General features: G+C 59.3%; 24 protein-coding genes. 22 read left to right on the top strand and 2 right to left on the bottom strand.

What is annotated here, in order from left to right:
* Positions 1 to 7: 7 nt before the first annotated feature.
* Positions 8 to 481: a DUF4233 domain-containing protein gene (locus M3G14_RS07950; RefSeq protein WP_259926003.1), complete on the top strand. Its 474-nt coding sequence runs from the start codon at positions 8 to 10 to the stop codon at positions 479 to 481.
* Here the strand turns inward: M3G14_RS07950 and M3G14_RS07945 are convergent.
* A complete protein-coding gene (locus tag M3G14_RS07945; RefSeq protein WP_259926002.1) occupies positions 441 to 1,928 on the bottom strand; it encodes an AMP-binding protein in 1,488 nt (495 codons plus the stop codon). The genes M3G14_RS07950 and M3G14_RS07945 overlap by 41 nt on opposite strands.
* 28 nt (positions 1,929 to 1,956) lie before the next feature.
* On the opposite strand from M3G14_RS07945, the gene M3G14_RS07940 reads away from it, so the two are divergent.
* The 6 genes from M3G14_RS07940 (at position 1,957) to rpmA (ending at position 7,987) form a co-directional block, all read left to right on the top strand.
* Positions 1,957 to 2,262: a hypothetical protein gene (locus M3G14_RS07940; protein ID WP_259926001.1), complete on the top strand. Its 306-nt coding sequence runs from the start codon at positions 1,957 to 1,959 to the stop codon at positions 2,260 to 2,262.
* Positions 2,263 to 2,276: 14 nt separating this feature from the next.
* Entirely contained in the window at positions 2,277 to 2,687 is a 411-nt protein-coding gene (ndk, locus tag M3G14_RS07935) for a nucleoside-diphosphate kinase (protein ID WP_038592025.1), read from the top strand.
* A gap of 144 nt (positions 2,688 to 2,831) precedes the next feature.
* Entirely contained in the window at positions 2,832 to 3,434 is a 603-nt protein-coding gene (locus M3G14_RS07930; RefSeq protein ID WP_311201359.1) for a TetR family transcriptional regulator, read from the top strand.
* Between the two features lie 168 nt (positions 3,435 to 3,602).
* Positions 3,603 to 7,070, top strand: coding sequence for a translation initiation factor IF-2 N-terminal domain-containing protein (locus M3G14_RS07925; RefSeq protein ID WP_259926000.1), 3,468 nt, complete (start codon positions 3,603 to 3,605; stop codon positions 7,068 to 7,070).
* A 260-nt stretch (positions 7,071 to 7,330) separates the two neighbouring features.
* Positions 7,331 to 7,636 (top strand): 50S ribosomal protein L21, encoded by a 306-nt coding sequence (rplU, locus tag M3G14_RS07920; protein WP_259925999.1) that lies wholly within the window; start codon positions 7,331 to 7,333, stop codon positions 7,634 to 7,636.
* A 24-nt stretch (positions 7,637 to 7,660) separates the two neighbouring features.
* Positions 7,661 to 7,987, top strand: a complete 327-nt coding sequence (gene rpmA / locus M3G14_RS07915) for a 50S ribosomal protein L27 (RefSeq protein ID WP_259925998.1) — start codon at positions 7,661 to 7,663, stop codon at positions 7,985 to 7,987.
* Positions 7,988 to 8,015: 28 nt separating this feature from the next.
* Here the strand turns inward: rpmA and M3G14_RS07910 are convergent, their stop codons facing one another.
* On the bottom strand, positions 8,016 to 8,840 hold the full coding sequence (locus M3G14_RS07910) for a hypothetical protein (RefSeq protein ID WP_259925997.1): 825 nt from the start codon (positions 8,838 to 8,840) through the stop codon (positions 8,016 to 8,018).
* 138 nt (positions 8,841 to 8,978) lie between these two features.
* On the opposite strand from M3G14_RS07910, the gene M3G14_RS07905 reads away from it, so the two are divergent.
* The 15 genes from M3G14_RS07905 (at position 8,979) to M3G14_RS07835 (ending at position 25,530) form a co-directional block, all read left to right on the top strand.
* Complete coding sequence (locus M3G14_RS07905) at positions 8,979 to 12,281, top strand: AAA family ATPase (protein WP_259925996.1); 3,303 nt, start codon at positions 8,979 to 8,981, stop codon at positions 12,279 to 12,281.
* Positions 12,282 to 12,475: 194 nt separating this feature from the next.
* Positions 12,476 to 14,008, top strand: a complete 1,533-nt coding sequence (obgE, locus tag M3G14_RS07900; protein ID WP_259925995.1) for a GTPase ObgE — start codon at positions 12,476 to 12,478, stop codon at positions 14,006 to 14,008.
* An 11-nt stretch (positions 14,009 to 14,019) separates the two neighbouring features.
* Entirely contained in the window at positions 14,020 to 15,165 is a 1,146-nt protein-coding gene (gene proB / locus M3G14_RS07895; RefSeq protein WP_259925994.1) for a glutamate 5-kinase, read from the top strand.
* Between the two features lie 16 nt (positions 15,166 to 15,181).
* Positions 15,182 to 16,111 carry a D-isomer specific 2-hydroxyacid dehydrogenase family protein gene (locus M3G14_RS07890; protein WP_259925993.1) on the top strand — a complete coding sequence of 310 codons (930 nt, stop codon included), beginning with the start codon at positions 15,182 to 15,184 and terminating at the stop codon, positions 16,109 to 16,111.
* The gene (locus M3G14_RS07885) at positions 16,098 to 17,390 is read left to right on the top strand and encodes a glutamate-5-semialdehyde dehydrogenase (protein ID WP_396122215.1); all 1,293 of its coding nucleotides are present in this window, start codon (positions 16,098 to 16,100) and stop codon (positions 17,388 to 17,390) included. The genes M3G14_RS07890 and M3G14_RS07885 overlap by 14 nt, the downstream gene beginning before the upstream one ends.
* A 76-nt stretch (positions 17,391 to 17,466) precedes the next feature.
* Entirely contained in the window at positions 17,467 to 18,372 is a 906-nt protein-coding gene (locus M3G14_RS07880) for a hypothetical protein (RefSeq protein ID WP_259925991.1), read from the top strand.
* A gap of 51 nt (positions 18,373 to 18,423) precedes the next feature.
* Entirely contained in the window at positions 18,424 to 19,041 is a 618-nt protein-coding gene (nadD, locus tag M3G14_RS07875; RefSeq protein ID WP_259925990.1) for a nicotinate-nucleotide adenylyltransferase, read from the top strand.
* A 75-nt stretch (positions 19,042 to 19,116) separates the two neighbouring features.
* The gene (gene rsfS / locus M3G14_RS07870; protein WP_259925989.1) at positions 19,117 to 19,572 is read left to right on the top strand and encodes a ribosome silencing factor; all 456 of its coding nucleotides are present in this window, start codon (positions 19,117 to 19,119) and stop codon (positions 19,570 to 19,572) included.
* 63 nt (positions 19,573 to 19,635) lie between these two features.
* On the top strand, positions 19,636 to 20,298 hold the full coding sequence (locus M3G14_RS07865; RefSeq protein WP_259925988.1) for a histidine phosphatase family protein: 663 nt from the start codon (positions 19,636 to 19,638) through the stop codon (positions 20,296 to 20,298).
* Positions 20,295 to 21,092: a DegV family protein gene (locus tag M3G14_RS07860; protein WP_259925987.1), complete on the top strand. Its 798-nt coding sequence runs from the start codon at positions 20,295 to 20,297 to the stop codon at positions 21,090 to 21,092. Before M3G14_RS07865 ends, M3G14_RS07860 begins: the two co-directional genes overlap by 4 nt.
* 137 nt (positions 21,093 to 21,229) lie before the next feature.
* Positions 21,230 to 21,895: a helix-hairpin-helix domain-containing protein gene (locus M3G14_RS07855; RefSeq protein ID WP_396122214.1), complete on the top strand. Its 666-nt coding sequence runs from the start codon at positions 21,230 to 21,232 to the stop codon at positions 21,893 to 21,895.
* A 233-nt stretch (positions 21,896 to 22,128) separates the two neighbouring features.
* The gene (locus M3G14_RS07850) at positions 22,129 to 23,538 is read left to right on the top strand and encodes a ComEC/Rec2 family competence protein (protein WP_311201358.1); all 1,410 of its coding nucleotides are present in this window, start codon (positions 22,129 to 22,131) and stop codon (positions 23,536 to 23,538) included.
* Between the two features lie 10 nt (positions 23,539 to 23,548).
* Positions 23,549 to 24,475, top strand: a complete 927-nt coding sequence (gene holA, locus M3G14_RS07845) for a DNA polymerase III subunit delta (RefSeq protein ID WP_259925984.1) — start codon at positions 23,549 to 23,551, stop codon at positions 24,473 to 24,475.
* A 12-nt stretch (positions 24,476 to 24,487) separates the two neighbouring features.
* Positions 24,488 to 24,886, top strand: a complete 399-nt coding sequence (locus tag M3G14_RS07840) for an ankyrin repeat domain-containing protein (RefSeq protein ID WP_259925983.1) — start codon at positions 24,488 to 24,490, stop codon at positions 24,884 to 24,886.
* On the top strand, positions 24,883 to 25,530 hold the full coding sequence (locus M3G14_RS07835) for a LysE family translocator (RefSeq protein ID WP_259925982.1): 648 nt from the start codon (positions 24,883 to 24,885) through the stop codon (positions 25,528 to 25,530). The genes M3G14_RS07840 and M3G14_RS07835 overlap by 4 nt, the downstream gene beginning before the upstream one ends.
* Positions 25,531 to 25,532 lie beyond the last annotated feature (2 nt).

Raw genomic sequence — 25,532 nt, 5'->3', positions numbered from 1 at the left:
AAGACCCATGGCTGACCAGAACACCCCCAGACGCGGACGCTTCCGCCGTGAGCCGGAAATGGGGCCCCTCGGCCCCGGGAAAACGCCAGTCAAGGATCCGATGGAGGGACTGACTGGCGTGCTCGCCGGCACGCTGATTATGGAAGCAATCACCATCCTGCTCATCCTCACCGTGATTCTCAAGGTCGAAGAGGGGACGCTGTGGACCACATTTAACTGGTCCTACGTGACCGTGGTGGGGGTTGCGCACATCATCGCGGCCTTCTTCCAAAAACGGCCCGCAATGCTCTGGGTCGACTTGGCGCTACAAATACCGCTCATCTTTGGCTTTTTCATCCACTGGTCGGTCACGGTGGTGGGCATTACCTTCGGGGTTGTCTGGTTCTTGATCATCAAGATGCGCTCCGAGATGCTGCAGCGGATGCGGGCTGGCTACCTCGTTACTCAGCACCTGGGCACGGCTGAGGACCCGGAGACGTAGTCGCGCGTGGCAGGTTTCGCAGCTGGTTGCGGAGGATCTTCCCTGCAGCGCTGCGGGGGATCGCGTCGACAAAGTCGACGGCGCGTATCTTTTTGTAAGGGGCGACGCGAGCTGCGACGAAGTCGATGATGCTCGATTCACTTAACGCGGTGCCGGGGGCTCGGACAACGAAGGCACGGGGGACCTCGGTGCCGTGAAGGTCGAATTGGGTGACGGCGGCGTCGGTAATCGCTCCGTGCTGGTTGAGTACTGCCTCAAGCTCAGCGGGCGCGATCTGGTAGCCCTTGTACTTGATCGTGTCCTTTGCGCGACCGGTGATGTAGAGTTCGCCCTGCTCACCAACCCTGGCGAGATCACCGGTATCGAACCACTCGCCAACGGGCGGGTGCCCAAGGTACCCGCGCATCAATTGCGGACCTGCGACCGACAGCTCACCATGAGCCCCAAGGCGGAAGCGTGTATCAGGCAGCGGAAAGCCGACAGAGTCGTGCGGGGTTTTGCCCTGTACACCGACAAAGGTCACCGGCGAAGTCTCCGTCATGCCGTACCCCTGGATCACACTCGCGCCCAAGCGTGTTTCCACCGCTTGGGCAATTGCTGGGTCAAGCCGGTCTGCTCCGCTGACAATCAACTCAAGCGAATCGAAATCCTCAGGGTCCGCGGTGGACAAGACGCGCGCAAGCGGAGGCGCGATAAACGTCAACCGCACGCCGTAGTCTCGGTGCGCACGCGTAAACAGCGCAGGGTCAAAACGCTGCATCGTGATGACGTGGTGCCCAAGCATCAGTGGGGTGAGTAACAACGCGGTCAAGCCGTAAATATGGGAAAACGGCAGGGGAGACATTGTCGGAGTATGTTCTCCTACGCCGCTTCGCGCGAGGGCCGCCGCAAACTGCTGCATATTCGCGCTTATCGACGCCCCCGGAAGACCAACCGCTTTCGGCAACCCAGTTGTCCCAGAGGAGAAAGGGATGAAGGCAAACTCGTCTCCACGGCAGCTGTTGTCAGTAGCTGGTGTATCTGTTCCATCAGCACCTCGGGTGGAGGGAAAGGGGGTCAACGGCGGCCACCCCTCGGGTGTTTGCCCCTTGATGAGCGCCTTTGCCTCTGCCATCCGGATGATCCCCACTGTGCGATCCGCGTTCGCGAGATCCGCGAGGTGCTGTGCCTCATGGTCACGCAAGAGCGGACCGATCAAGCTCGTCGTGCCACCCGCTTGCGATATGCCCAAAATTGTGGCGGCAAACTCCAGGGAGTTTGGCAGTTGAACGGCAATGACCGGCCGATGCGCCAGGGAAGTGCGGGACAATACCTGCGCGACATTTCCAGAAAGCTTGCGCAACTGCTCGTAGGTCACGGTCACTCCAGTAGACAGGTCAGTGAGCGCGGGGGCATCAGGGCGACCGTGGCCTAGGGCAAGCTGGTGAATCGGTACATGCTGGAACATCGACGAAAAGCTTAGTAGGTTCATGCACATGCGCCACGTCCTGCTTTTTCTTGCCGCCGCGCTGTCCATACTTGCCGTGGGCGCGCCGATGGTGCCTCTGCCAGCCTGGGTGGGGCCGACTGCGATTGTCGCAGCAGCGTTGATGCTCGTGATGTGGGTTGTCCTGCAATATCGGCGACGGGCCGCGCCTGATCTTGCGCTTAGCGACGACCAGCGCGACGCCATTGCCCAGATAAAGCAGGCGGGAGAAATTGAAACTGCGGTCCAACAGGTGCAGCTGTGGAAGCGCGACGCCTCACGCGAAGACGCGGTGCGCATCGTACGAGACCTTTAGGTAAAGTTTGGGCCATGACTGAACGTACTTTGATTCTCATCAAGCCCGACGGTGTCGCCAACGGCCACGTCGGTGAAATCATTTCCCGCATCGAGCGCAAGGGCCTCAAGCTCGTCGAGATGGATCTGCGCACCGCTGACCGCGAAACTGCCGAGAAGCACTACGCAGAGCACAAGGACAAGCCGTTCTTCGGTGAGCTCGTTGACTTCATCACATCCGCACCGCTGGTAGCAGGCATCGTCGAAGGCGAGTCCGCAATCGCAGCGTGGCGTCAGCTCGCTGGCGGTACCCACCCGGTTGAGAAGGCCACCCCGGGCACCATCCGTGGCGACTTTGCGCTGACCGTTGGTGAAAATGTTGTCCACGGCTCTGACTCTCCAGAGTCCGCAGAGCGTGAGATCGCGATCTGGTTCCCGAATAAGTAGTCGATTCGACGTATCAAGCGCCACCCTCGTTGCATGAGCGACGCGGGTGGCGCATTTTTGTGTATCGGTACGTAAGTACTTTTGCCAACCTTGCTAAACTAAAACCGAGAAAATCGACTACCGACTTGCGAGGAAAGGACGACAATGGTGAGCGTGCAAAGTATGCGGCAGCGGCGGGCAAAAAAGAAGCGCGATGCAATCCATGAGGCGACGGTCCGCCTCCTCCTCGCCGAGGGAATGCGAGCAGTTACCCACAGGCAGGTCGCTGCACTAGCGGATGTCCCAGTGGGATCAATTGGCTACTACTTCGACAGCCGTGAAAAGCTCATCATGGCCTGCTTTGAGCGAGTGCACGCCCGGCAAAACGAGATCCTCGAGGAGACACTTGCGGACCCGCAAGTGCGAGATGACCGGAGAGCCCTCGCATTTGCAATCCTGAACTTGACCGCCAACGGCTATCCTGACAAGTTGCGGACCATCATCGCCGCCACCATCGACGGAGGTCGCGAGGGGGTTGAACTACAGCGGATGGTGCGGCGACAAGTGGATGAAGCCGTTCGATGCATCGACGAGATGCTTGAGTACGCCGGAGTAACGCAGGTGAGCGGTAGGCAAGCCCTCGCGGCGCTAGTCGGTGCCGCGCTCATTGGCACCAGCTGGGACAAGCCAGTCGTGGATAGCACCGTCGACAGCGTGGCTGAATTCATCGAGCGTGCGGAGCAGAACGCGTCGCCATCGCGCGGTTAGCGCTGTCACTGTGCCACAATGGGGAGCAGGCGCCGTGTCCAACTGAACATGGACGCTGACAAGCTTTCACCAAAGCCCGCAAAAGCTGCGGCACTGTGCGGCGGCGGCAACAACGTGCCAGCGCCCGGTGCCCGCTAGCGGGATAACGCATAACAGGAGAATTGGCACGTGGCTCAACACGAGGACACCACACCGAAAAAGCAACGGCGGACAACCAAAAAGACCACAAAAAAGACGACCCGCAAGAAGCGAACGGCCACAAGCAAACGGGCCGCAAAACCTCAAGAGAAAAACCCTTATGAGGCGTTCGATCGCACGCAGTTGAAAGAAAAACAGCGTGTCTTTCAACTGGCTAAGTTGTTGGGAGTTCCTTCAAAAGATCTCGTAGTAGCCCTGTCTGAGATGGGGATCGTCAAAGTAGCGCAGTCCTCGCTCACCAAGGCAGAAAGTGAGCAGCTCCTCGACGTGCTGTCCGCGTCCACTTCAACAAGTGCTGAGTCAGATGATGTTCGTGGTGGGACGAAGTCGGAAGCCACATCAGATGCTGACGAAAAAATTCGCCACCGCGTCCGCAAGGACGTCGAAAATGAGATTCACCAGATCGAAGACAAAGTAGACGCTGAACTCGGAGCGAGTGACCGAAGTAAGCACGCGAGCATGAACGAACCAGATCGGGAAGCAAACGACTCGGCAGGAGCCTCCTCGGCGGCTAAGGAAGAGGCCGATACCGGGCGCGAAAGCGACTCTGGAACCACTGTAGAGGCCGCTGACGCACAACAGGTAGAAGAACGTCCATTGACCAATGTTGAGCCTGAAATCACCCCGGCGCCCGAGGAAGAGCCCGCGGCAGGCTACGCTCCGATCTTTAAAGCTCCGTCGCGTTCACGGCGGCGTCGCCGCGCCAGTCGGCCCCAATCAAGCGATGCAACGAATCCTGCAACCCAAGAGCGCAGCGGTGAGGAAAACCAAACGCCGACGCGTACCCGGAATGAGGGGCCTGAACGGAAAACGCGCAGCAATCGAGGACGTGCTACATCGCACAAAGCAGATGCACAGGGCGCAGAACATGCTGATTCCAGGAAAGACGCAGACAATGCCGAGCTGATCGAAGAGCCTAAAGCGATTAAAGGGTCTGCGCGGCTGGAAGCCAAGCGTCGTCGCCGCAGCGAGAAAAACGCAGAGGCGCGAAAGCGCTCTCGCATAGTGAGCCAAGCCGAATTCCTGGCGCGCAGAGAATCTGTAGAGCGAACCATGGTGGTGCGCGAACGTGAACGCCACGACGGACACGGGCGTATCACCCAGGTTGGCGTACTCGAGGACGGTTTGCTTGTCGAGCATTTTGTCACCTCAGATGAGCAAACAACGATCGTCGGGAATATCTACCTGGGTCGCGTACAGAACGTCCTGCCAAGCATGGAAGCAGCTTTTATCGACATCGGGCAGGGGCGTAACGGCGTCATCTACGCGGGTGAAATTGATTGGAAGTCCGCAGGCCTTGGCGGGCGCTCACGCCGCATCGAACATGCGCTGAAGTCGGGCGACCAAGTAGTGGTGCAGGTGACGAAAGACCCAGTCGGTCACAAGGGTGCTCGCCTGACCACTCAAATCTCGCTTGCCGGCCGGTATCTGGTGTATGTCCCCGGTGGTCGCAGCGCAGGGATTTCGCGCAAGCTCCCGGCACCTGAGCGCAAACGCCTCAAAGAGATTCTGCACAACGTGGTGCCGGGCAAGGGTGGCGCCATCATCCGCACAGCGGCGGAGGGCGTCAGTGAAAACGCCATTGCTGCAGACGTGCGTCGCTTACACACACAGTGGGAAGCAATCCAGGAGCATGCCCAGCGCGAGATCGAGTCGAAGGGCGCGCAGCCCGTCACCCTCTATGAAGAACCAAACCTTCTTGTGAAAGTCGTACGGGACCTGTTCAACGAGGACTTCACTGCGCTGATTGTTGACGGGAAACGCCCGTACAACACGGTGCACGCATACGTGGAATCGGTGGCACCGGACCTCCTCGACCGGGTTGAGAAGTTCAATATGGCAAAGCACGACGCGATCGATGCGTTTGGAATGCACCGTGTGGACGAGCAGCTGCGCAAGGCACTCGCGCGCAAAGTGTGGCTGCCATCTGGTGGCACGCTGATCATCGAGCACACCGAAGCTCTGACAGTGATTGATGTCAACACTGGTAAGTACACGGGATCAGGCGGATCGCTGGAAGAAACAGTGACCCGCAACAATCTTGAAGCAGCCGAAGAAATCGTGCGGCAGATCCGCCTCCGCGATATCGGCGGCATGATCATCATCGACTTCATCGACATGATCCTGCCGGAGAACCAAGACCTGGTGCTGCGTCGCCTCAAGGAGGCTCTCGGTCGAGACCGAACCCGGCACCAGGTGTCGGAGGTAACCTCGCTTGGCCTCGTGCAAATGACACGAAAGCGCTTGGGCACCGGTCTGCTGGAAACGTTTTCACAGCCTTGCGAATGCTGCGAAGGTAGGGGTCTGATCTTGCTCGATGACCCTGTCGAGCAGATGCCCGTGTCGGAGCAAGGCTCTAGGCCGCAGCACACCATGACCAGAAAACGCCCGGTCGGTGAGCACCCCGCAGCGAAAGCCATGCATAGCCACAGCGCTCCGATGACTGATGGTGACATAGACCAACTCGCTGGCGCTGTCATTGTGGAGGACGAAGCACCGGACTCACAGGATGAGCCGCAGCGCACGAGGCAGCCTGAGAAACCGAGCTCGTCGCGGCGTCGTGGACGTCGCGGTGGCGGCCGCGGACGTGGCCGTAACCGCGAAGAAGCAAAAGAAACGCGCAGTGAGCAGTCGCGGCAGGACGCGGCTGACACAGACGAGTCGCATCAGGAACGTAGTGAACGCGCGTCGGCTTCAGAGCGTTACACCTGGGACGCGGACAACGAAAAGGCCAAAAAGCGCACCAAAGCGAGCGATCGTGAACACGAAAACCCGGATGATGATGAGCGAAAGCGTCAGTCACGTGGGAAGCGGAGGCACCGTAACGCGCGCGGCGGGAATACGCGGCACGCTGATGATGCGGGTTCCGCACCAAAGACGCACGATGGCCGGAAAGAAGCAGCTGGAGAAGCGCGCGGAGTCGTGGACGCCGAGCAAGAGTTCCAGCAGGCACTTACGGCGTTTGAAGAATCTCCGCGCCGGAAGCGACCAACGCGTGGAAACTCCCGCTCGGATCGTCGGCCTCAGCGTAACGATTTTGTCACCGAAGACGGGACGGAAACGTCCCCGGGACGTGGGGAAGCCAGGACGGCTCGTAGCAAGCACTCCGGCGAAGAAGCTGAGGATAACAATGCCGGCACCAGCAAACAGCGGCGCAGAAGCAACAGTGGCGCTGGAAGCGCAAGCTCGGCGCGGCGTCGGCGTCGACGTCGCGCAGTACGACGTACCACAAAAAAGCATGTGGAGGAGCCCGCGCACGCTTCGAAAGCAAATGGCGTAGGCAAGCAGGAAAGCAACGGTGAAAACAAGTCTGGTAAAACCAAATCACGAGAATCTGACTCGTCGGACAAGCACCAGACAGGCTCGGGCGGGACAAGCAGAGGGCGCAGGGGACGCCGACGAGCGACCCGCAAGCGTAGCGCGCAGCGTAATGCTTGACGCCACCTCCTGACGCGGTTGCCATCCTCGGTAGCCTCATCGCTGAATGGGGTGATTCTCCAAACGGCCCACCACAGTTTGGAGAATCGCCCCACTTCGGTGTAGTCTTTGGCAGTCGCTGTTTTGGGGCGTGCCGCCTCGTTGCCTACGCATGCGGGCACGGCGGGTCTTTCGGGCCCCGAAACGCTGAAAGTTAATGTTCCATACGTCCACCGAAGCATGCCGGAGGACGTGCGAGTAGAGATAAGGGGTAACCCTCTATGTACGCGATCGTCAAGACCGGCGGCAAGCAGTACAAGGTTGCCGAAGGCGACCTCGTCAAGGTCGAGAAGCTGGAGGGTGAAGCAGGCGACAAGGTTGCACTCACCCCGATCCTTCTCGTGGATGGCGCTGAAGTGACCGCAGGTGCAGATGCACTGGCCAAGGTAAGCGTTGAGGCCGAGATCGTCGAGCACGGCAAGGGCAAGAAGGTCGATATTCTCAAGTACAAGAATAAGACCGGCTACAAGGTCCGCCAGGGCCACCGCCAGCCGCAGACCACTGTCAAGATCACTGGCATTAAGTAAGACCAAGCTCTAAGGAGAAAGATAATGGCAACTAAGAAGGGTGCATCCAGCTCCTCGAACGGTCGTGACTCTGAGTCGAAGCGCCTCGGTGTGAAGCGCTTCGGTGGTCAGCAGGTCAAGGCCGGTGAAATTCTCGTCCGTCAGCGTGGCACCAAGTTCCACCCGGGCGACAACGTCGGCCGCGGCGGCGACGACACGCTGTTCGCTCTGAAGCCGGGTGCCGTTCAGTTTGGTATCAAGCGCAAGCGTCGCATCGTTAACATCATTCCAGCAGACGGCGAGGGTGTCTCCTCCGAGGTGCTTGAGCAGGCAGAGGCAGCGGGTTCCGTTGCGGACGAAGCTACTGCCTAAATACTAGGAAGAACGAATCACACGTTCATTACGCCGCGTGCCCCACATCGTTGGGGCCGCGGCGTTCTTTCGTGTCGGCATAGTCAAAAGTCGCCTCATAGATGTTGATTGGGCCGACTCCAGGCGAAAGCAGGGTGACCAGGCCTCGGTTGCGCAACCTCCGCTGGGCGACTTCCATGCCAGTGAGCACTGTTCCATCAGTGAGCTGGACTAAGACATCGTCTTCAATAGTGTCGCCTCGCAGTATTTGCTCGACATTGTCGACGGTCATGACGGCGTTTGCGGTGAGATCAGCGTGGTCTGAGTTGTGGCGATGGAGCATCCAATCAACTGGATCAGTGTGGGGAGCCTCGGTAGGAGCTTCATTGAGGACATCTACGAGGTTTTGCATGGTGGTGGAAGCACCGGTGATGGACACGGTCATTTTGTTGCCAACTCGACGGGTGCGGACCCCATCCCGCGGGGCCTTCTTAGGGACGTAATCTTTCTTAATTTGGCGAGCTTTCCGCTGGATAGCTTGTGTATCTCCAGGCGTGCCGCACAGTACTTCTAGGAACTGCCAACGTTTTGTGGGGTCCTTGATGTTTTGGGAGCGCTGCCAGATAACGGCAAGTGTTTCTACGCTGTGCTGATTCTCCTCTGCTTTTCTTTTGCTTCGTGCTTGGTATCGGGAGTGGGTATTGTCGTGGAAGAATAATTCGACTAGGCGGACGACGTTTGCAGCGTAATCATCGGGCATACCGAGAGTTGCAAGTTGTTCGGTGGTTTGGTGTGTGCGTGCAGCCCAGGCAATGATCTCCATGCCGCGATTCCGGAGTGAAAAGTACTTTTGTAATTGCGATGTAAAGTTCATAAAAGGCAATATACGAAAGTCTTGTTAGCGCGTCAAGAGAAATAGGCGAAAATTTAGCGTGTTTGGCGATTGAGCTTACCTGTGGAGTGACTACGCGTAGAGTTGGACCGTGTCTATCTGTCAAGGAGTCTTTTGAGAATGCGCGCTACCCCGAACGACGACCTCGCCCAGATGCTCGCCTCTCTACCGCCCGGCGGGACGCTACTGCTTTCGCCGGGTGATTACCGGGTAGCTACACTGCGGGTTGACGGCCGCGTACTGCAGGCAGAGGGCGACGGAGTGCGGATTTTTGGCCGTGTTGTGCTCGTTCGCGGGGCAACTCTCGTCGGTCTTACGGTAAATGGTTTGTCTCAAGGCAACGCCATTCTTTGCAACGGCGGAGACGCTTTTGTTCACGAATGCCGAGTCTTTGTCTCTGATGACTCCAAGTTTCCGGCGATTGGTGTGAAGGGGGCGCAGCTCGAGATCTCGGATAGCGAAGTAAGAGGAGGGGCGCAGAAGAAGGCATTGGTCGGGGTCGAGAAGGCACAGTATGTGATTTCGCGCAGTGTCTTAGATTGCTTGTACCTGGAATCGGCCTCCGAGGCGAGCGTGTCGACGTCGGAAGTGAGCACGCTTTATGTCTCCCAAGGCGCCAGGATGCACCTCTTGGACGAAGTGACCATTGAAACTCCCCCGCTGCAGCGAGTGGCGGTGGTCGTTGGTGGGGCGTTAATGAATGCTCCACGTGTGCTGGTAAAGACCAGTAAACCCGAGATATTTGTGCGGAGCGCGAGTCTCAATCTGTCCCAAGTTGTAAGTAGCAACGCTGCAACCGTCGTAGTGAAGGCGGAAGGTGATGCGCGCTGCGACGTAGATTCCCGCGCGTGCGTCGTGCACCGTGAAGGCGAAGTTGCAGCTGAGGTGCTTTGGAGAGCTGCTGACAGCGAAGACTTTGAACGCGTCGTTGCTCCGCAGCTTGCGCCTCGCGCGGTAGTAACCCTGGAAGAAGGGAAATACAAGATTGCATCGGTACCGCAGCATGTACACGAATTCACGCTTCGGGGGGCAAGTCGCGATACCACTGACTTGTTAGTCACCGAGTCGCTGAACGCGTACGAAGGGAGAAAACTCCATGTGGAGGACATAACGTTGCTGCAGACAGAGGGGCACAATGCATGTAACGTTTTTGATGATTCCGAAGCCTCTTTTCTCCGAACAAGGGTGGTCAGTGCCCAGCGTGTTGGAACGATCCCAGCGCTGTATGTCCGCAACGGGAGTCTGAGCCTGAGGGAAACGGTTGTCGAAGCGCCTGCGGGGGTAGTGGGATTCTCTGTGGCTGCGGTCGGCGGGCATGTCCGGGCGGCAACGTCTTTCCTCGGCTGGACACAATTTGTAAATCAAGCGGTGGTCGAGCTGGAAGCGTGCTCCGCTTACGGGGTAGACGCCGAAGAATCGCGGGTGTCCGGCTCTTTGGAAATCCACCAATCGCTTGCAAACCAACGGCAGCTTTGGATCCATGGCGGTAGTCATTGTGATCTCAACGAACTGACGCTCCTGACAAACTATGCGGAATTTTTCGTCGATCACGCCTCTTTGGCCGTTCAAGAATCACGTTTGGTCCACTCAGCAAAAGTTGCGGTTTTTTCAGAACAGGGAACCGTACACTTACCGGCAGCGTCGATATTCGAAGAAGTTAATGGGCAATGGCAATGCGTGCGTGAACCTTTAGATATCGAGTCACCGCCATCGGCTGCAGTTGTCGATGGAGCTGCGGAGGGCGGCACCGCGCTGTCGCAAACTGCACCCGGCGATCCGATGTCCCAGATTAACGAACTCATTGGTCTAGAAACGGTGAAGCGTCAGATCGATGCGTTTATGAATCGTGTGAAGTTTAACCAGCGCCGGGCCGAGCTCGGTCTGGCACCTGAACCGATGGTTATGCATTCGATGTTCCTTGGTAACCCCGGAACAGGAAAAACCACTGTGGCCAGGCTGCTTGGCCAAGCGCTGTATAGCGCTGGTGCCGTACGGACGAATACGTTCGTCGAGGTCGGACGAGCTGACCTTGTCGCCGAATTTATCGGAAAGACTGCGCAGAAAACAAATGCAGTGCTTGAGGAAGCACTCGGAGGCGTGCTGTTTATCGACGAGGCCTACGACCTGCATTCGGAAAGCGGCCAAGACTTTGGCAAAGAGGCAGTAACCGCAATTTTGACATTCATGGAAAATCACCGTGATGACATAGTCATCATTTTTGCTGGTTATACGGATCTGATGCAGGATTTCCTCGCGATGAATCCCGGGTTAAAGTCTCGTATCCCCAACCGCTTCGACTTCGCGGACTACTCTGCGGATGAGCTTGCGGCAATCGGTGCTGTGAGCCTGTCAAAGAAGGGCTACACCTTTGACGAAGTTGCGCTGCATGCGGCGATCCGTAGACAGTATCGGCGTTCGGGTGACGGATCGAACGGTCGGTGGGTACGGAATTTTGAAGACTCGCTCATTGGCGCCATCAGCACTCGCTTGGCACAGACACACGCCGGCGACCTTTCGCAAGTGACAAATGACGAAATAACGAGTGTGACGGATGCTGATATTCGCACGGTCACAGGTGGCGCCGCGAGCGCGCAACGCGTTGACGCCCTCTTGGATGAATTGGAAAACCTCATCGGCTTAGAAGAGGTAAAACAGTGGACAGCCGACCTGGTGCAAGTCGCCGAGGCGAACCAGCGGCTTGAAGCGCAGGGCTTACAAACCTCTACGCCCACGTACCACATGGTGTTTTCTGGGAATCCCGGGACTGGAAAAACTACGGTCGCCCGCATCGTCGCAGAGATTTTTCACGCGCTTGGGATCCTCGAGTCTCCGACCGTCAAAGAGGTCACGCGCGCGGATCTTGTTGGCTCCGTCATTGGCGCGACTGAGAAGCAAACCACCAGAGCGCTCGATGAAGCGCTGGGAGGGGTGCTGTTTATTGACGAGGCGTACCAGCTTACAAGCGCCGGCAGCTCGAACGATTTTGGTCTGCAAGCTGTCGAAACTCTACTGTCGAGACTGGAGAACGACCGAGGCAAGTTCATCGCGATTTTGGCTGGATATACCGACGAGATGGAAGAGTTTCTGGATGCCAACCCCGGTTTGCGCTCCCGCATCCCAAATGTGATTGAATTTCCAGATTACAGCTCTCGAGAAGTAGCGCGCATCGTCGCGGAAAGCTTAAAGGGACGAGGTTGGAGCATCGATACAGCGCTCTTGGACGCGACCGTGGTCGCTGTGTATGAGGCGCTGCCTACTGCGGAACGTAGCAATGGACGGTGGGCGCGTAACTTTGCGGACCGCCTGGAGCATCGACACAAGCTTTGGATCGCGCGAACTGATCCAAGTGGTGAAGATCTACGCACGATCACGGAGGAAACTGTTCGCGCAGTCGGCGGAGAGTTCACGCAGTCGGTGTATTAAACCGAGCATGCGAGGTGATCCGTTACTTGCTTTGCTGTTGACCCGGTACCCTGCATGTAAGAAACGTTGTGGCAGGTGCCGCACATTACTTCTTTTGCGCAGAAAGCATCGGGCTTGCAGGCGCGAAAGTGTGAGCGCCGGCAAGCTGCAGCGTTGTTGTACAGACCATTGACGATAGGGAGGCGGGCGAAACCATGGCGCAATTCGTTGATCGCGCGGTGCTGCATTTGCAAGCAGGTGATGGTGGGCATGGGTGCGTGTCTGTGCACCGCGAAAAGTTTAAGCCGCTCGGTGGCCCCGACGGGGGCAACGGCGGGCACGGCGGCGATATCGTGTTGGAAGTTTCGACTCAGGTGCATACGCTTCTTGATTTTCAGTTCCGCCCGCACGTCAAGGCTGGTCGTGGAGGCAATGGTGAGGGCGATCACCGCAACGGTGCCCGCGGCGAGGACCTTATCTTAGAGGTGCCGGTGGGTACCGTCGTCCGGGACGAGGGAGGCAATGTTTTGGCCGACCTTACGGAACCTGGTACGAGATTTATGGCTGCCGAAGGCGGTTACGGCGGGCTAGGCAACGCAGCGCTCGCAACGGCAAAACGCAAGGCGCCAGGCTTTGCGCTTAAGGGGGAGCCGGGTGAGGCACACGATCTCATCTTGGAGCTGAAGTCGATGGCTGATGTTGGGCTCGTGGGGTTTCCTTCAGCAGGGAAGTCTTCGCTCATTTCGGTTTTGTCGGCAGCGAAACCGAAGATTGCCGACTACCCGTTTACCACCCTTGCCCCAAACTTGGGGGTCGTAGATGTGGGCGACGATACGTTTGCCATTGCCGATGTGCCTGGCCTGATTCCAGGCGCAAGCCAGGGCAAGGGGTTAGGTCTTGACTTCTTGCGACACATTGAGCGCACCGCGGTGCTTGTGCACGTGGTAGATGTCGCATCGATAGAGCCCGGTCGAGATCCGATTTCTGATGTTGAGGCCTTAGAGGCGGAGCTGGAGAGCTATGCGGATGCCCTCGATCATGATTCCGGCTTGGGTGACCTTCGCGAGCGGCCACGCATTATTGTCCTGAACAAGTTGGACATCCCAGAGGCTGCAGAGCTCGCAGAGTTTCTCCTCGAGGACATTAAGGAACGCTTCGGGTGGCCGGTGTTTCAGATTTCTACGGCGACACGCGCGGGCTTGGACGACCTCAAGTGGGCGATGTGGAAAGTCGTTGAGCAAATTCGCAAGGCACAGCGCAAGGCGCAAAAATCCAACGCGCCGATAGCTCGTCAAGAGGTGATTCGTCCGCAAGGCGTGTCGCGTAAAGGCCGCAGAGGCAAGGCAGACAGCGGCATCGTGGTCGAACGAGACCCGATGTATCCAGAGGGCTGGATCGTTACTGGCGAAAAAGCGGAACGCTGGATCCGCCAGACCGATTTTGAAAATGACGAAGCCGTCGGGTACTTGTCGGACCGTTTGGAAAAGGCGGGAGTTGAGGAGGAACTGCGGCGCATCGGCGCGCGCGAGGGAGATACCGTCACGATTGGCGATATTTCCTTCGATTGGGAACCGATGCGCGGAGGAGACCCAACGCTCGCAGGCCGTGGAGCGGATGCCCGTCTGTACGACACCAATCGAACATCTGCGGCAGAGCGCAAGCGAGCCTCCCAGGCGCGGCGTGGTCTTATCGATGAATTCGATTACGGCGATGGCGAAGAAGCGGAGCGCAAACGCTGGGAGGGCTAGACTGGTTGCCTATGCCTGCTGCCTTAAACCCCAACCTTTCCGAGTCCGAGCTTCGCGCACACATTGCCAGTGCGCGAAGGATCGTGGTCAAGATTGGTTCGAGCTCACTGGTCAACACGGACTCATCTGTGAGCACCGAAAAAATTGATGCGCTTGTCGACGCTATGCATGCTCGGATGAGCGCAGGCACCGACATCATTGTGGTGTCCTCCGGCTCGATCGCGGCGGGGATGGCACCGCTAGGGCTGTCGCAACGACCACGTGATCTCGCCACAAAGCAGGCTGCGTCCGCGATAGGCCAGGTTCACCTTGCGCAGGCGTGGGGCGCGTCATTTGCTCGCTATGGCCGGACTGCTGGGCAAGTTCTCCTTACGCAAGCTGATGCCGGAGTGCGTGAAAGGGCTAGGAACGCGCAACGCACTATTGATCGGCTGCGGCAGTTGGGGGCTGTGCCGATTGTCAACGAGAACGACACCGTAGCCACCTCGGAGATGCGCTTCGGAGACAACGATCGGCTCTCAGCAATCGTGGCGACGCTGACTTCCGCCGACGCGCTTGTTCTGCTTTCCGACGTTGACGGATTGTACGATCGCAGCCCCGCAGACCCGGCAGCGCAAATGCTCACTGAGGTGCGTAGCGGGCGAGACCTTGAGGGCGTAGCAGCCGGTGACGGTGGAGTGTTTGGTACCGGTGGCATGGCAGCAAAAGTGTCTGCGGCGCGGTTAGCAACACGGGGTGGGGTGCCGGTGCTGTTGACGTCGGCAAGCAGTATTGCCCAAGCGCTGGAGAGCGCAGACTGCGGCACGGTGTTCCACACACGGCCGGCTTCACAGTTGCGTGCCTGGAAGTTTTGGGCACTCTATGCCGCGGATGCAGAAGGGATTATTCGCCTGGATGCGGGGGCTGTCGAAGCGGTGACGCGTGGAGGAACGAGCTTGCTCGCGGTAGGGATCACCGGCATTGAAGGAGAATTCCATGCTGGCGATATTGTTGAGATTCTTGGCCCCGATTCGGAAGTAATTGGGCGCGGTGAGGTCGCCTACGACGCGACGGAACTCACCAGTATGTGTGGCAAGCACACCTCGGAGCTCGCAGAAGATAAGCGACGCCCGGTCGTCCATGCGGATTATCTATCTCACTACGCGAGTCGATTGTAACGACTACGGTAGTGGCATGAGGTTTGCTTTTCTTCCGTCCCCGTGGGAGGCCTCGGTCGCGGATCTTGCGGCGGCCGGCCACGAAATGGTTGACCTGGCCGACAATCCGGACATGGTTGTGTTCCGGGGCGGCCCGAAAGACTTTCCGGATACGCTGCCGGAGAGCGTGAAGGTTGTGCAAATCGGCTACGCCGGCGTCGAGCAGCTCCTTGATGCAGGGATTTTAGCGAAGCACGCTGCTACTGGAGTGCGCTTTGCAAACGCTGCCGGGGTCTACGACGACACCGTGGCTGAGTCGACACTTGCACTGTTGCTTGCGGTCTCGCACCGGCATAACGCGGTGCGACGGGAGTGGAACCAGGACCAGCTTTTTGAGGAGACTGAATTTCTCTTCGACAACAAGAAATTGGCTCTGATTGGTGCTGGCGGCATCGGCAAGAAGCTGATTGAGTTTCTCGCTCCCTTCGGCATGGAAGTGACGGCTGTAAACCGCTCTGGTCGCGCGGTAGAGGGAGCGTCGCGAACTATCGCGATGTCCAACACTGAAGCGATGTCGCAAGTGTGGGCAGAGCACGAATACTTTGTCCTACTGGCGCCGCTCACCCCGGACACGAAGCATCTCGTAAACAATGACGTGCTTGCGGTCATGCCATCGAACGCAGTTGTGGTGAACGTCGGGCGCGGTGGCCTGATCGATACCGAGGCACTGACGGAAGCGCTGCGTAACGGCACCATTGCAGGTGCGGGCCTGGACGTCACTGATCCAGAGCCTTTGCCAGCCGATCACGCATTGTGGGACATGGACAACGTCGTCATCACACCACACACTGCCAACATTCCACGGTTTATGGAGCGCCGGGTTGGTGCGCTCGCGGTGGAAAACTGGGAGCTGTTTGCCGGAGGGAAACACATGCGAACCGAAGTTGACGTGAATGCGGGGTACTGACATGAACACTGACACACAAGGTGACACTCGCACCGTGCAGGAGCTTGCGCAGGCCGCGAAGCGAGTCGCGCCGCAGCTCGCCGAACTGCCAACGGCGGAGAAGAACACGGTGCTGCGTGCCGCGGCAGAGTCGCTCGTTGCACGAACCGCGGAAATCCTGGAGGCGAACGGCGCGGACATCGCGGCCGGCCGCGAGGCCGGAATGGACGAGTCTCTCATTGATCGCTTGGCTCTTGACGCCGATCGCGTGGCCGGCATCGCCGATGGTTTGGTGCAGGTCGCGAGTCTGCCGGACCCGGTAGGGGATGTCGTGCAGGGGCGTACCCTGCCGAACGGTTTGAAGCTGCGACAAGTGCGCGTCCCTCTTGGCGTGATGGGGATGGTGTACGAGGCTCGCCCGAACGTCACCGTTGATGCGTTCGGTCTCGCTTTGAAATCTGGCAACGTTGCGCTCTTACGCGGTTCGAAGTCCGCTGTGCATTCCAACGCGGCGTTAGTGGCGGTACTGCAGGATGTGCTCGAGGGGGCAGGACTTCCGCGTGAAGCGGTGCAGCTTTTGCCGTGCGAGAGCCATGCAACGGTACAGGCGCTCATCACTGCTCGTGGTTTGGTGGATGTGGTCATCCCACGCGGTAGTGCCTCACTCATTGACGCGGTGGTGCAGCGAGCGACCGTGCCGGCGATCGAGACGGGAACGGGCAATTGCCACTTCTATATCGATAAAGATGCTCCGCTGGATTCAGCAATCGCAATGTTGCTCAACGGCAAGACACGACGCTGCTCGGTGTGTAATGCCACGGAGACAGTGCTTCTCGACGCGGCGCTACCGGATGCCGACAAGCTCCGCGTCGTGGAAGCGCTGCAGGACGCATCGGTCACAGTCCACGGAGAAGTGGACGCGCTCGCAGCGTTTGGGGCTCGCGAGATTACTGCTGCCACGGAAGCTGATTGGGCAGAGGAGTATCTCTCGCTCGACATTGCTTGCGCAGTGGTCGACGGTGTGGAGGGAGCGATTGCACATATCGCGGAATACAGCACCGGCCACACCGAGGCAATCGCTTCAGACAGCGCTCGTGCGTTGCAGCGATTTGCCGACGCAGTGGATGCGGCGGCGGTGGTGCTTAATGCTTCCACGGCGTTCACAGACGGCGAGCAGTACGGAATGGGTGCTGAAATCGGGATTTCTACTCAGAAGTTGCACGCGCGCGGGCCGATGGGGCTGCCAGAATTGACCAGTACAAAGTGGGTCGTCGAGGGTGCCGGGCACACCAGGCCGTAACCTTAATGAGACATTGGGGCGGTCTGGCTCTATGCTCATTGTCGTGTTACGTTCCCATGCTTCATGGCGCCTTCGCGTGAGCGCCCTCGTTGTCGCTTTTGTTGCCGCAGTTACTGCGGTAATCGCCCCTATTGCTCCTGCCCCACAAGCCGAGGCGCAGCATCGTTGCCCGGCGGTCGCGTTTGTGGCTGCGCGTGGTTCTGGTCAGAACGACCAGATCTACCGCACCCGTTACTCTTCCCAGGCACCCTGGGTATCCAACGGGTGGGAAGGCCAGACGATTCGTGCGTTCCTGCACCATGCAGAAGGCCGGTACCGTGCCACTCATGGCGGAAATTCGCTGATGAAGGACGTGGAAGTGCTCGGCCTTGAGCCGCGCTACTATCCGGCTGTCTACCCGGAATACGATGTGCCGAATGTCATTGCGCCATCGACTGCGCTGCAGGCGCTCGGTTTGGCTGTGCAGTACAGCATGCCTGTGCTGCGCATGGCTGTCCGTGCCGGCAATGAGTTCCTAGACTCTGTGCAGGTTGGTCGTACTGGCGTGATGGCGATGATCAATGGGTACGAGCGATCGACCGGGTGCCATCCGAAGTACATCCTGTCCGGCTATTCGCAAGGTGCCATGATCATGCTGGAGCATGAACGCGAGTTGGCGCGACGTGGACAGCTCGCCGGTGTGGTGTACTTCGGCAACCCCAACACTGCTCCGTGGGATCCGGCGACGGTCGGCGTTGCCGGCGGTGGCGCCGGCGGCATCCTGGGCTTTTTGCCGTTTAACATGAAGACGGCTGCGGGTACCCGCAATCGCGTGAATTACTGCTTGCCGTTGGACGGTGTGTGTGATTTATCGATCCAGACGTTGCGCGCCTCCCAGGGCAATGGCGGCAACCATGGGCGCTACTACATTTGGCCGTCGCGCTGGGATAATCAGGTCTCGGACACTTTCGGCAGGTTCGTGGATCAGGTGCGTTACCGCTAAGCATGGGGCAGTGGCGCTACCGAGCTCTAGGCTCCGCGTAGCCTGGTGAGCATGGAAGAGTTTGCTGATTCGCTCAACGGTGCCTCCCGCATTGGGATTATGGGCGGCACGTTTGACCCGATCCACCACGGCCACCTCGTGGCGGCGAGTGAAGTTGCCGACAGGTTTGCCTTAGACGAGGTGATCTTTGTTCCGACGGGCAACCCCTGGCAGAAGGCGGACCGGGAGATCACCGCGGCGGAGGACCGGTACTTGATGAGCGTAGTTGCCACTGCTTCTAACCCACGTTTTTCGGTCTCGCGGGTAGACATTGACCGGGGAGGTCCCACGTACACGCTGGATACGTTGCGGGATCTCCGGGAGCAGTTCCCTTCCGCCAAGCTGTTTTTCATCACCGGCGCAGATGCACTGAGCTCAATTATGTCGTGGCGGCACTGGGAAGAAATGTTTGAGCTTGCAGAGTTTGTTGGTGTGACCCGCCCTGGCTATGAGCTGACGGAAGAGATGTTTCCGGAAGAAATTCAGCGCCGTATACATCTCATCGAGATCCCAGCTATGGCTATTTCTTCGACCGACTGCCGTGAGCGTGCGCAGCAGGGGCGCCCGGTGTGGTACCTGGTTCCGGATGGCGTTGTACAGTACATCGCGAAGAACCGGCTCTATCAGTAAGTGGCACTACGCGCGCCTGTCGTGGGACAATGAAGTCGCTACATTTTGTCTTGGTACTTGAAAAGGAATTGTTTCTTGAGCGCAGCGCAGATCTCTATTGAACAAGCCACCATCGCCGCGAAGGCCGCTGATGAGAAACTCGGCACGAACATTGCCGTGCTTGATGTATCCCAGGTGATGGGGATTACGGATATTTTTGTCGTCGTGTCGGCGAATAATGAGCGCCAGGTCGCGGCGATTGTGGACGAGGTTGAAGCAGAGCTGACCGAGGCAGGCCTGGAGCCGAAGCGTCGTGAAGGTAACCGCGAGTTCCGCTGGGTCTTGTTGGACTACGGGGATTTTGTCGTGCATGTGCAGAGGGAGCAGGAGCGCGAATTCTACGGGCTGGACCGTTTGTACGCGGACTGCCCGGTTATTGCGGTTGAGGGCGTTGAGCCGTATCAGCGGCCGGAAGAATTCACTGAGGTACGCGGGGTGGAAGATCTCGAAGACCTACCACTTGCGGGTGAGATCCCGGAGGACGACGACTAGGCTCCGGCAGGTTTTCAGAGAATTCGCCCCTTGATCTGCCCACTACTGTAAGGAGGAACACCGATGCAGCGCCGTCTCATCATGCTGCGGCATGGGCAAACTGTGTATAACGCAACCCGGAGGATGCAAGGACACCTCGATACGCAATTGTCCGAGACCGGGCTTGCGCAGGCGCGTGCTGCTGCGGACATGGTATCGGACTTGGGGGTGTCGAAAATTGTGTCCTCCGATCTTTCGCGCGCCGCCGACACCGCTGAGATCATTGCCAAAACCGTAGGGGTGCCGGTGCATACAGATGCTCGACTGCGGGAAACGCACCTCGGACGTTGGCAAGGTAAGTCGCACGAAGAGGTTGATGGTGCTTTCCCAGGGGCTCGGGCGCTGTGGCGCAACGACGCGACATGGTCACCGCCGGAGGGGGAGAGTCGTGTTCAAGTGGCGCAGCGCGCTCGTCCCGTGGTGGACGAGCTTATTGCAGACTACGCCGACTGGGGCGACTCGGCGGTGCTGTTGGTGGCGCATGGCGGGACTATTTCGGCGCTGACGGCCAGTCTGCTGGGCTTCGACGTTGCGCAGTACCCGCTGTTTAAGAGCCTGGGTAACACAAACACCGCACGCCTGTACGCGCTGCCGAGGTTTGGCACTCAAGGGGCAGACGACGGTGATGACGGTGATACGGTGCAGTGGTACCTGGAGGCTTGGAATCAGGGGCTGGTGGGTCCATGACGGTGCGCATCGTGGTTGATTCCGCTGCGGGCTTGTCGGAAGAATTGCTGCATGAGCTTGATATCACTGAGGCCGCGCTTCATGTGATGGATGGGGACGACGGGGCGTCGACAAGCGGGCTGAGCGCGATTGAGCTTGCGGCGTGTTATGCGCGGCAGTTGGAGCGAGGCGGGGATGATGGCGTCGTCGCGTTGCATTTGTCGAAGCATTTCTCATCGACCTGGTCGGCTGCGGTTCAGGCCGCAGGAGTGTTTCCGGGCTCCGTGCGCGTAGTGGAGACTGACACTGCGGGGATGAGCATTGGTGCTGCAGCAATGGCGGCCGCGACACTCGCACGCGAGGGCGCGAACCTCGATGAGTGCGAAGCGATGGCACGTTCTACTATCGAGCGCTCGGAGACGTGGCTCTACCTCAGTCAGCTTGATGATTTGCGCAAGAGCGGTCGCTTATCGACGGGCACCGCTGTCCTTTCCGCAGCACTGCTGGCAACCAAGCCGATCCTTCGGCTTAACGCAGGCAAGCTTGAACTTGCCGGAAAGACACGGACGCAGACCAAGGCTTTTGCAAAGTTGGCGGAGCTGGTGATGGAGCGGGCTGGGGAGAAGCCGGTCTTCGCCGCCATCCAACACACCGGGGCGACTGAGGCGGCGCATCAACTTGCAGACACGCTCGAGGCGGTTTTGCCGGATGGCTCTCGGATTCTTATTGAGCCGCTTGTGGATGTGCTTGCTGTGCACACCGGGCAAGGAGCGATCGGGCTTTCGGTGGTGTTCTCCTCGCAACGCGATGCCTAGGTTGTGCTGTTTGGTGAGGTAGCCCGAACGCCCGCGCGTGCTCAGCTGTCTCTTCCGCCCCACGCGTTTCATTTACGCTGTGCGTTATTTATTTATTTCGCGGAGGTCTTCCATTACTGGAGTGAGTTTCGTATGATGTGACTATGGATACTCTTACGCGAATTAAAGAACTCACCCGCCCAACTGGGGAAGAAGACCTACTCAACGTTGAATACCCGAAACCGCGACTGAGCGTCTCGCCCAAGCACGCCGTCATTGCCGTTGTGTGTGCACTGCTGGCTCTTGGCGTGTGGGCGCTGTTTCGTACCTCCGCCCCGCCTGATTCGCCGCCGACCTGGGATACCACAGCGACAGAAACGGAAAACGCGGCGAGCGGAGAGATCGTGGTCTCCGTCGTGGGCGAGGTGGAACGCCCCGGGTTAGTCACCCTGCCGGACGGCGCGCGGGTAGCGGATGCGCTCAACGCAGCCTCTGCGCGGCCAGCGGCGGATATTTACGCGTTGAATCAAGCACAGCTTCTCGTGGATGGTCAACAGCTTGTAGTACCAGCTGTGGGTGCCAGCGGCGAAGCTGGCGCGAGAGACGCCAGCGGACCTGCTGGTACCGAATCGGGGGTGCTCTCGCTTAACACCGCAAGCGTCGCAGAACTCACCTCCTTACCCGGCATAGGAGAGGCCACGGCTCAGGCGATCGTGCAGCACCGTGAGACGAACGGCCCATTTGCCAAGCCTGAAGACCTCATGGATGTCAAAGGCATCGGTCCGGCGAAATTTGAGGCGCTCAAAGAGCTTGTGGGGCCGTAGTTGTGCAGGAACTTCGGCTCGTACCAGCGGCAATTGGGGTTTGGGCTGGTGCGCTGTGCTGTTTGCTTTGGGGGCCTGTGTGGGCCGGGGGAGCGCTCGCCGCAGGAGCTTGCGCGGGCGTGCTCTACAGGCAGTACGGTCAGGCAATTCTCGTTGCGGGACTGGGGATAGCATCCACGCTGGGTACCCACTTGCGCGGTGTGCTCGCTCACCGTTGGGAACAGTCCGGGCAGGTGCCGAAGGGTGTGGTAGGAACCATCAGCGGGCATCCACGTGAGCTTGCAAGTGGCGGCTATCTGACCCGGATTCACGTCGAAGGCTATCCGGCTGCCATCCCTGCGTTCTCGGAAAAGCTCCCACCGCACGCGGTGCCTGGCGCTCACGTCGAGGTCATTGGTGCGCTCGGGGAATCTACGGTTCCCGGCGTAGGCGCGGTAACGATAAATGGAGACATTGCAGTGCTCGCGGGGCCGCAGGGGATGGCCAAGCTAGCGGAGCACGTGCGTTCGACCTTCGACCAGTCGGTGCAGGCACAGGTTGGCGAAGCAACGCGCGGGCTGATCCCGGGGATGGTGCTTGGCGATACAAGCTCGCAGAGCGACGCTGAGCAGCAGACGTATATCGATACGGGCTTATCGCATCTGTCGGCCGTGTCTGGTTCAAACGTCGCTATTGTCACAAGCGCAGCGGTGATCATCGCGACCCTTCTAGGCTTCGGGCTACGCTATCGCCTTGCCGCCGCTGCGGGGTCGTTGCTCCTCTTCGCCGGTTTGGTAGGTCCAGAACCGAGCGTGTTGCGGGCCTCGGTAACTGGTCTGGTCGGTCTGACAGCCATCATGGCTTCGACGAGCACGGAGCCGATCCACGCGCTTTGCCTTTCGATCATCGGCCTTGTCCTGGTCGACCCTGACCTCGCGGTCAACTTTGGGTTTGCGCTTTCGGTTGCCGCGACGGCTGGGATCGTCGCGCTTTCCCCTTTGCTGTACCGCGCGCTTGCCTTTACCCAATGGCCGGACATTGTGGTGCGGGCGCTTGCTGTCGCGATTGCTGCCGACATTGCAACGATGCCGATCATCGCGCTCATGGCTGGACAGGTCTCCCTCGTTTCCGTTGCTGCGAACGTGCTCGTTGCTCCCGTCGTGCCACCGATAACCGTGCTGGGGCTGCTCGCTTGTGTGCTCTCCCTGTTGCCAGGTGGCGTAGAAGCAATAGTGCTGTGGTTGGTTGAGCCTCTCGCATGGTGGGTGCACGCTGTCGCATCGTTTGGTGCGGACCTTCCTTCCGCAACGGTACGCGCGTCTCCACCGGTAGTGCTGGTGGGCTATGGCTGGATCCTCGCTGGGTTTTTGCTCCGTCGACCGCGGGCTACCCTTGCCCTGACGACCGTGCTGCTGATCAGCTGCAACGTGCCGTTTCACTCCGCACGCACTGTTGATCCAATGACACTGCGAGCACACGTGGTCGAGACAAAGGAAGACGTCGAGCCTATTCCAGCGGGAACGGAAATCGTGGTGGTGTTGGAAGGCGGGCGGCCACACAGCTACCCGGTGGTGACGCCAAATGGAATTCCGGTGCTCTTTCCGAATCGAGATGGGCGAGTGCTCCTCTACACTGACGGAACGCAACGACTGCTTGGCCCGTAAGCTTGGGGGCATGCTCAACCCGGTTCACCTTGTACTCGGTGAGGAGACGTTTCTTGCCGAGCGCGTTACTAACGACATCGTCGACAGCCTTGGTCCGACCGCCGAGGTGACAACGCTGCGTGCCGGCGACGTCACCGAGGGGGAGATGGCAATGGCCACCAGCCCGTCGCTGTTCGCCGAACAACGTGTTGTTGTGGTGAAGAAAACCGAGCTCGCACGCAAAGAACCAACGCAAATCCTCTTGGAAGCGTGTAAGAACCCTGCGCCGGGAATGACCATCGTCATTGAGCACACGGGGAAGGGGCACCAGAAAGCTGCAGTAGCGAAGTTTAAGAAGCTGGCCGAGGTGCACACGGTCGACCCAGTGAGCACCCGAGACCGACCAGCGTGGGTGACTGCGGAGTTCCGCCGCCACGGCGTGCGCCCGCACCAGGACGTGGTTGCTGCGGTGCTCGAGTCGGTCGGCTCCGACTTGCGCGAATTGGCCTCGGCTGTCTCACAGCTTGTTGCAGACACAGGCGGACAAGTCACGCTCCAAGCGGTGCGGAACTACTACACAGGGGTGGCAGAAGTCGCAGGCTTCGACATTGCCGAACTTGCGGTGCAGGGGCGCGCGGATCGCGCGCTCGCGTCGACTAGGCGTGCGCTGCAATTGGGCACAGATCCAGTTGCGATCGCGGCGGCGCTGGCATACAAGGTGGGTGACGTAGCGAAGCTGCAGGGTATGCGGGGCGATCCGAATTCGCTCGCCCGAGATTTGGGGATGGCACCGTGGGGCGTGAAGAAGACGATGCAGATCGCGCGGCGGTGGTCTCCTGCCGCAGTATCTGAGGCGGTCATTATCGTCGCGGATTTAGACGCAGAGGTCAAGGGCAACGGCGGCGTGCCCGAGTTCGCGGTGGAAAACGCTGTACGCCGAATCGCGCAGCTTGCGTGATACTTTTTCGTTATGAGCAATGAGATCCCGGAAGACGTGCAAGAGTTCGCTACGGCACTGTTTTCTATGGCCAGGTCTGGCGAATTGCAGTTGCTGGACTACGTCGACCGTGGCGTGGATGTGGACTTGAGCAACCAGGATGGCAATAGTTTATTGATGCTCGCCGCCTATGCCGGCCACGCCGAACTCGTGCGAGGGCTGATCGAACGAGGAGCGGATGTGAATGCGCGCAATGCGCGCGGCCAGAGCATCGTCGCAGGCGCCGTGTTTCGCGGTGAGGAGGCGATTGTGCGGATGCTTATCGACGCCAACGCCGACCCCGACGCCGGCCACCCGAGCGCGCGCGAAACCGCCATGATGTTTGAACGCAGCGCACTTCTCGACCTTTTCCCGCCGGGAACCGAAGCATGATCGGGCTCGGCGATCTCGCTGTCATCGTCGGCCTCAATCTTTTGGGGGCGGCCTCGCCCGGGCCCGATGTCATTTTGCTGACGCGTACAGGGACCCGCTCTCGTGCGCACGCATGGGCGACCACACTCGGGGTGCAAACGGGCGTGCTGTTCTGGTGCACGCTCACCGTCATAGGCGCGACTGCGCTTCTCAACGCGTTCCCGTGGGCACTAGAAGCGGTGCAGATCGTTGGCGGCGCGTTTTTGGTCTGGATGGGCACCGGTAACGTACGCGGGGGTTGGCAAGATCGGCGCAAGCCGCCGCCAAATACGATGGAGGCGGCGAAGCGGCTCGGCACTACGCGTGCGAGCTACTGGCGCGGGCTGACTACTAATTTGGCCAATCCAAAAATTGTGCTCGCTTTATCCGCGATGATCGCTCCCTTGCTGCCAGCGCATCCGACGGTGGCCACCGCAGTGGTGGTTATCGCTGCGTTGTGGCTGAGCTCTTTTGCGCTTTTCGCCGCCTTTACACAGGTCATTTCGACGGAGCGGGTGCGCCGCCGCTTGCTCGGCGCAGGGCCGTTCATCGACATCGGCGCGGGGGTGTTTTTCATCGTGGTGGGTGTGGCGCTCTGCGCTCGCGGGGTACTCGCCTTGGCATAGCG

Source organism: Corynebacterium sp. p3-SID1056 (assembly GCF_025152525.1).
Classification (GTDB): Bacteria; Actinomycetota; Actinomycetes; order Mycobacteriales; family Mycobacteriaceae; genus Corynebacterium.
This window is presented reverse-complemented; position numbering and strand designations above follow the sequence as displayed.

Excerpts from the sequence above, each read along its gene's own strand:
- M3G14_RS07950 (WP_259926003.1), top strand. The coding sequence starts at position 8 with ATGGCTGACCAGAACACCCCCAGACGCGGACGCTTCCGCCGTGAGCCG.
- M3G14_RS07945 (WP_259926002.1), bottom strand. The coding sequence starts at position 1,928 with ATGTTCCAGCATGTACCGATTCACCAGCTTGCCCTAGGCCACGGTCGC.
- M3G14_RS07940 (WP_259926001.1), top strand. The coding sequence starts at position 1,957 with ATGCGCCACGTCCTGCTTTTTCTTGCCGCCGCGCTGTCCATACTTGCC.
- ndk (WP_038592025.1), top strand. The coding sequence starts at position 2,277 with ATGACTGAACGTACTTTGATTCTCATCAAGCCCGACGGTGTCGCCAAC.
- M3G14_RS07930 (WP_311201359.1), top strand. The coding sequence starts at position 2,832 with ATGGTGAGCGTGCAAAGTATGCGGCAGCGGCGGGCAAAAAAGAAGCGC.
- rplU (WP_259925999.1), top strand. The coding sequence starts at position 7,331 with ATGTACGCGATCGTCAAGACCGGCGGCAAGCAGTACAAGGTTGCCGAA.
- rpmA (WP_259925998.1), top strand. The coding sequence starts at position 7,661 with ATGGCAACTAAGAAGGGTGCATCCAGCTCCTCGAACGGTCGTGACTCT.
- M3G14_RS07910 (WP_259925997.1), bottom strand. The coding sequence starts at position 8,840 with ATGAACTTTACATCGCAATTACAAAAGTACTTTTCACTCCGGAATCGC.
- M3G14_RS07905 (WP_259925996.1), top strand. The coding sequence starts at position 8,979 with ATGCGCGCTACCCCGAACGACGACCTCGCCCAGATGCTCGCCTCTCTA.
- obgE (WP_259925995.1), top strand. The coding sequence starts at position 12,476 with ATGGCGCAATTCGTTGATCGCGCGGTGCTGCATTTGCAAGCAGGTGAT.
- proB (WP_259925994.1), top strand. The coding sequence starts at position 14,020 with ATGCCTGCTGCCTTAAACCCCAACCTTTCCGAGTCCGAGCTTCGCGCA.
- M3G14_RS07890 (WP_259925993.1), top strand. The coding sequence starts at position 15,182 with ATGAGGTTTGCTTTTCTTCCGTCCCCGTGGGAGGCCTCGGTCGCGGAT.
- M3G14_RS07885 (WP_396122215.1), top strand. The coding sequence starts at position 16,098 with ATGCGGGGTACTGACATGAACACTGACACACAAGGTGACACTCGCACC.
- nadD (WP_259925990.1), top strand. The coding sequence starts at position 18,424 with ATGGAAGAGTTTGCTGATTCGCTCAACGGTGCCTCCCGCATTGGGATT.
- M3G14_RS07865 (WP_259925988.1), top strand. The coding sequence starts at position 19,636 with ATGCAGCGCCGTCTCATCATGCTGCGGCATGGGCAAACTGTGTATAAC.
- M3G14_RS07860 (WP_259925987.1), top strand. The coding sequence starts at position 20,295 with ATGACGGTGCGCATCGTGGTTGATTCCGCTGCGGGCTTGTCGGAAGAA.
- holA (WP_259925984.1), top strand. The coding sequence starts at position 23,549 with ATGCTCAACCCGGTTCACCTTGTACTCGGTGAGGAGACGTTTCTTGCC.
- M3G14_RS07840 (WP_259925983.1), top strand. The coding sequence starts at position 24,488 with ATGAGCAATGAGATCCCGGAAGACGTGCAAGAGTTCGCTACGGCACTG.
- M3G14_RS07835 (WP_259925982.1), top strand. The coding sequence starts at position 24,883 with ATGATCGGGCTCGGCGATCTCGCTGTCATCGTCGGCCTCAATCTTTTG.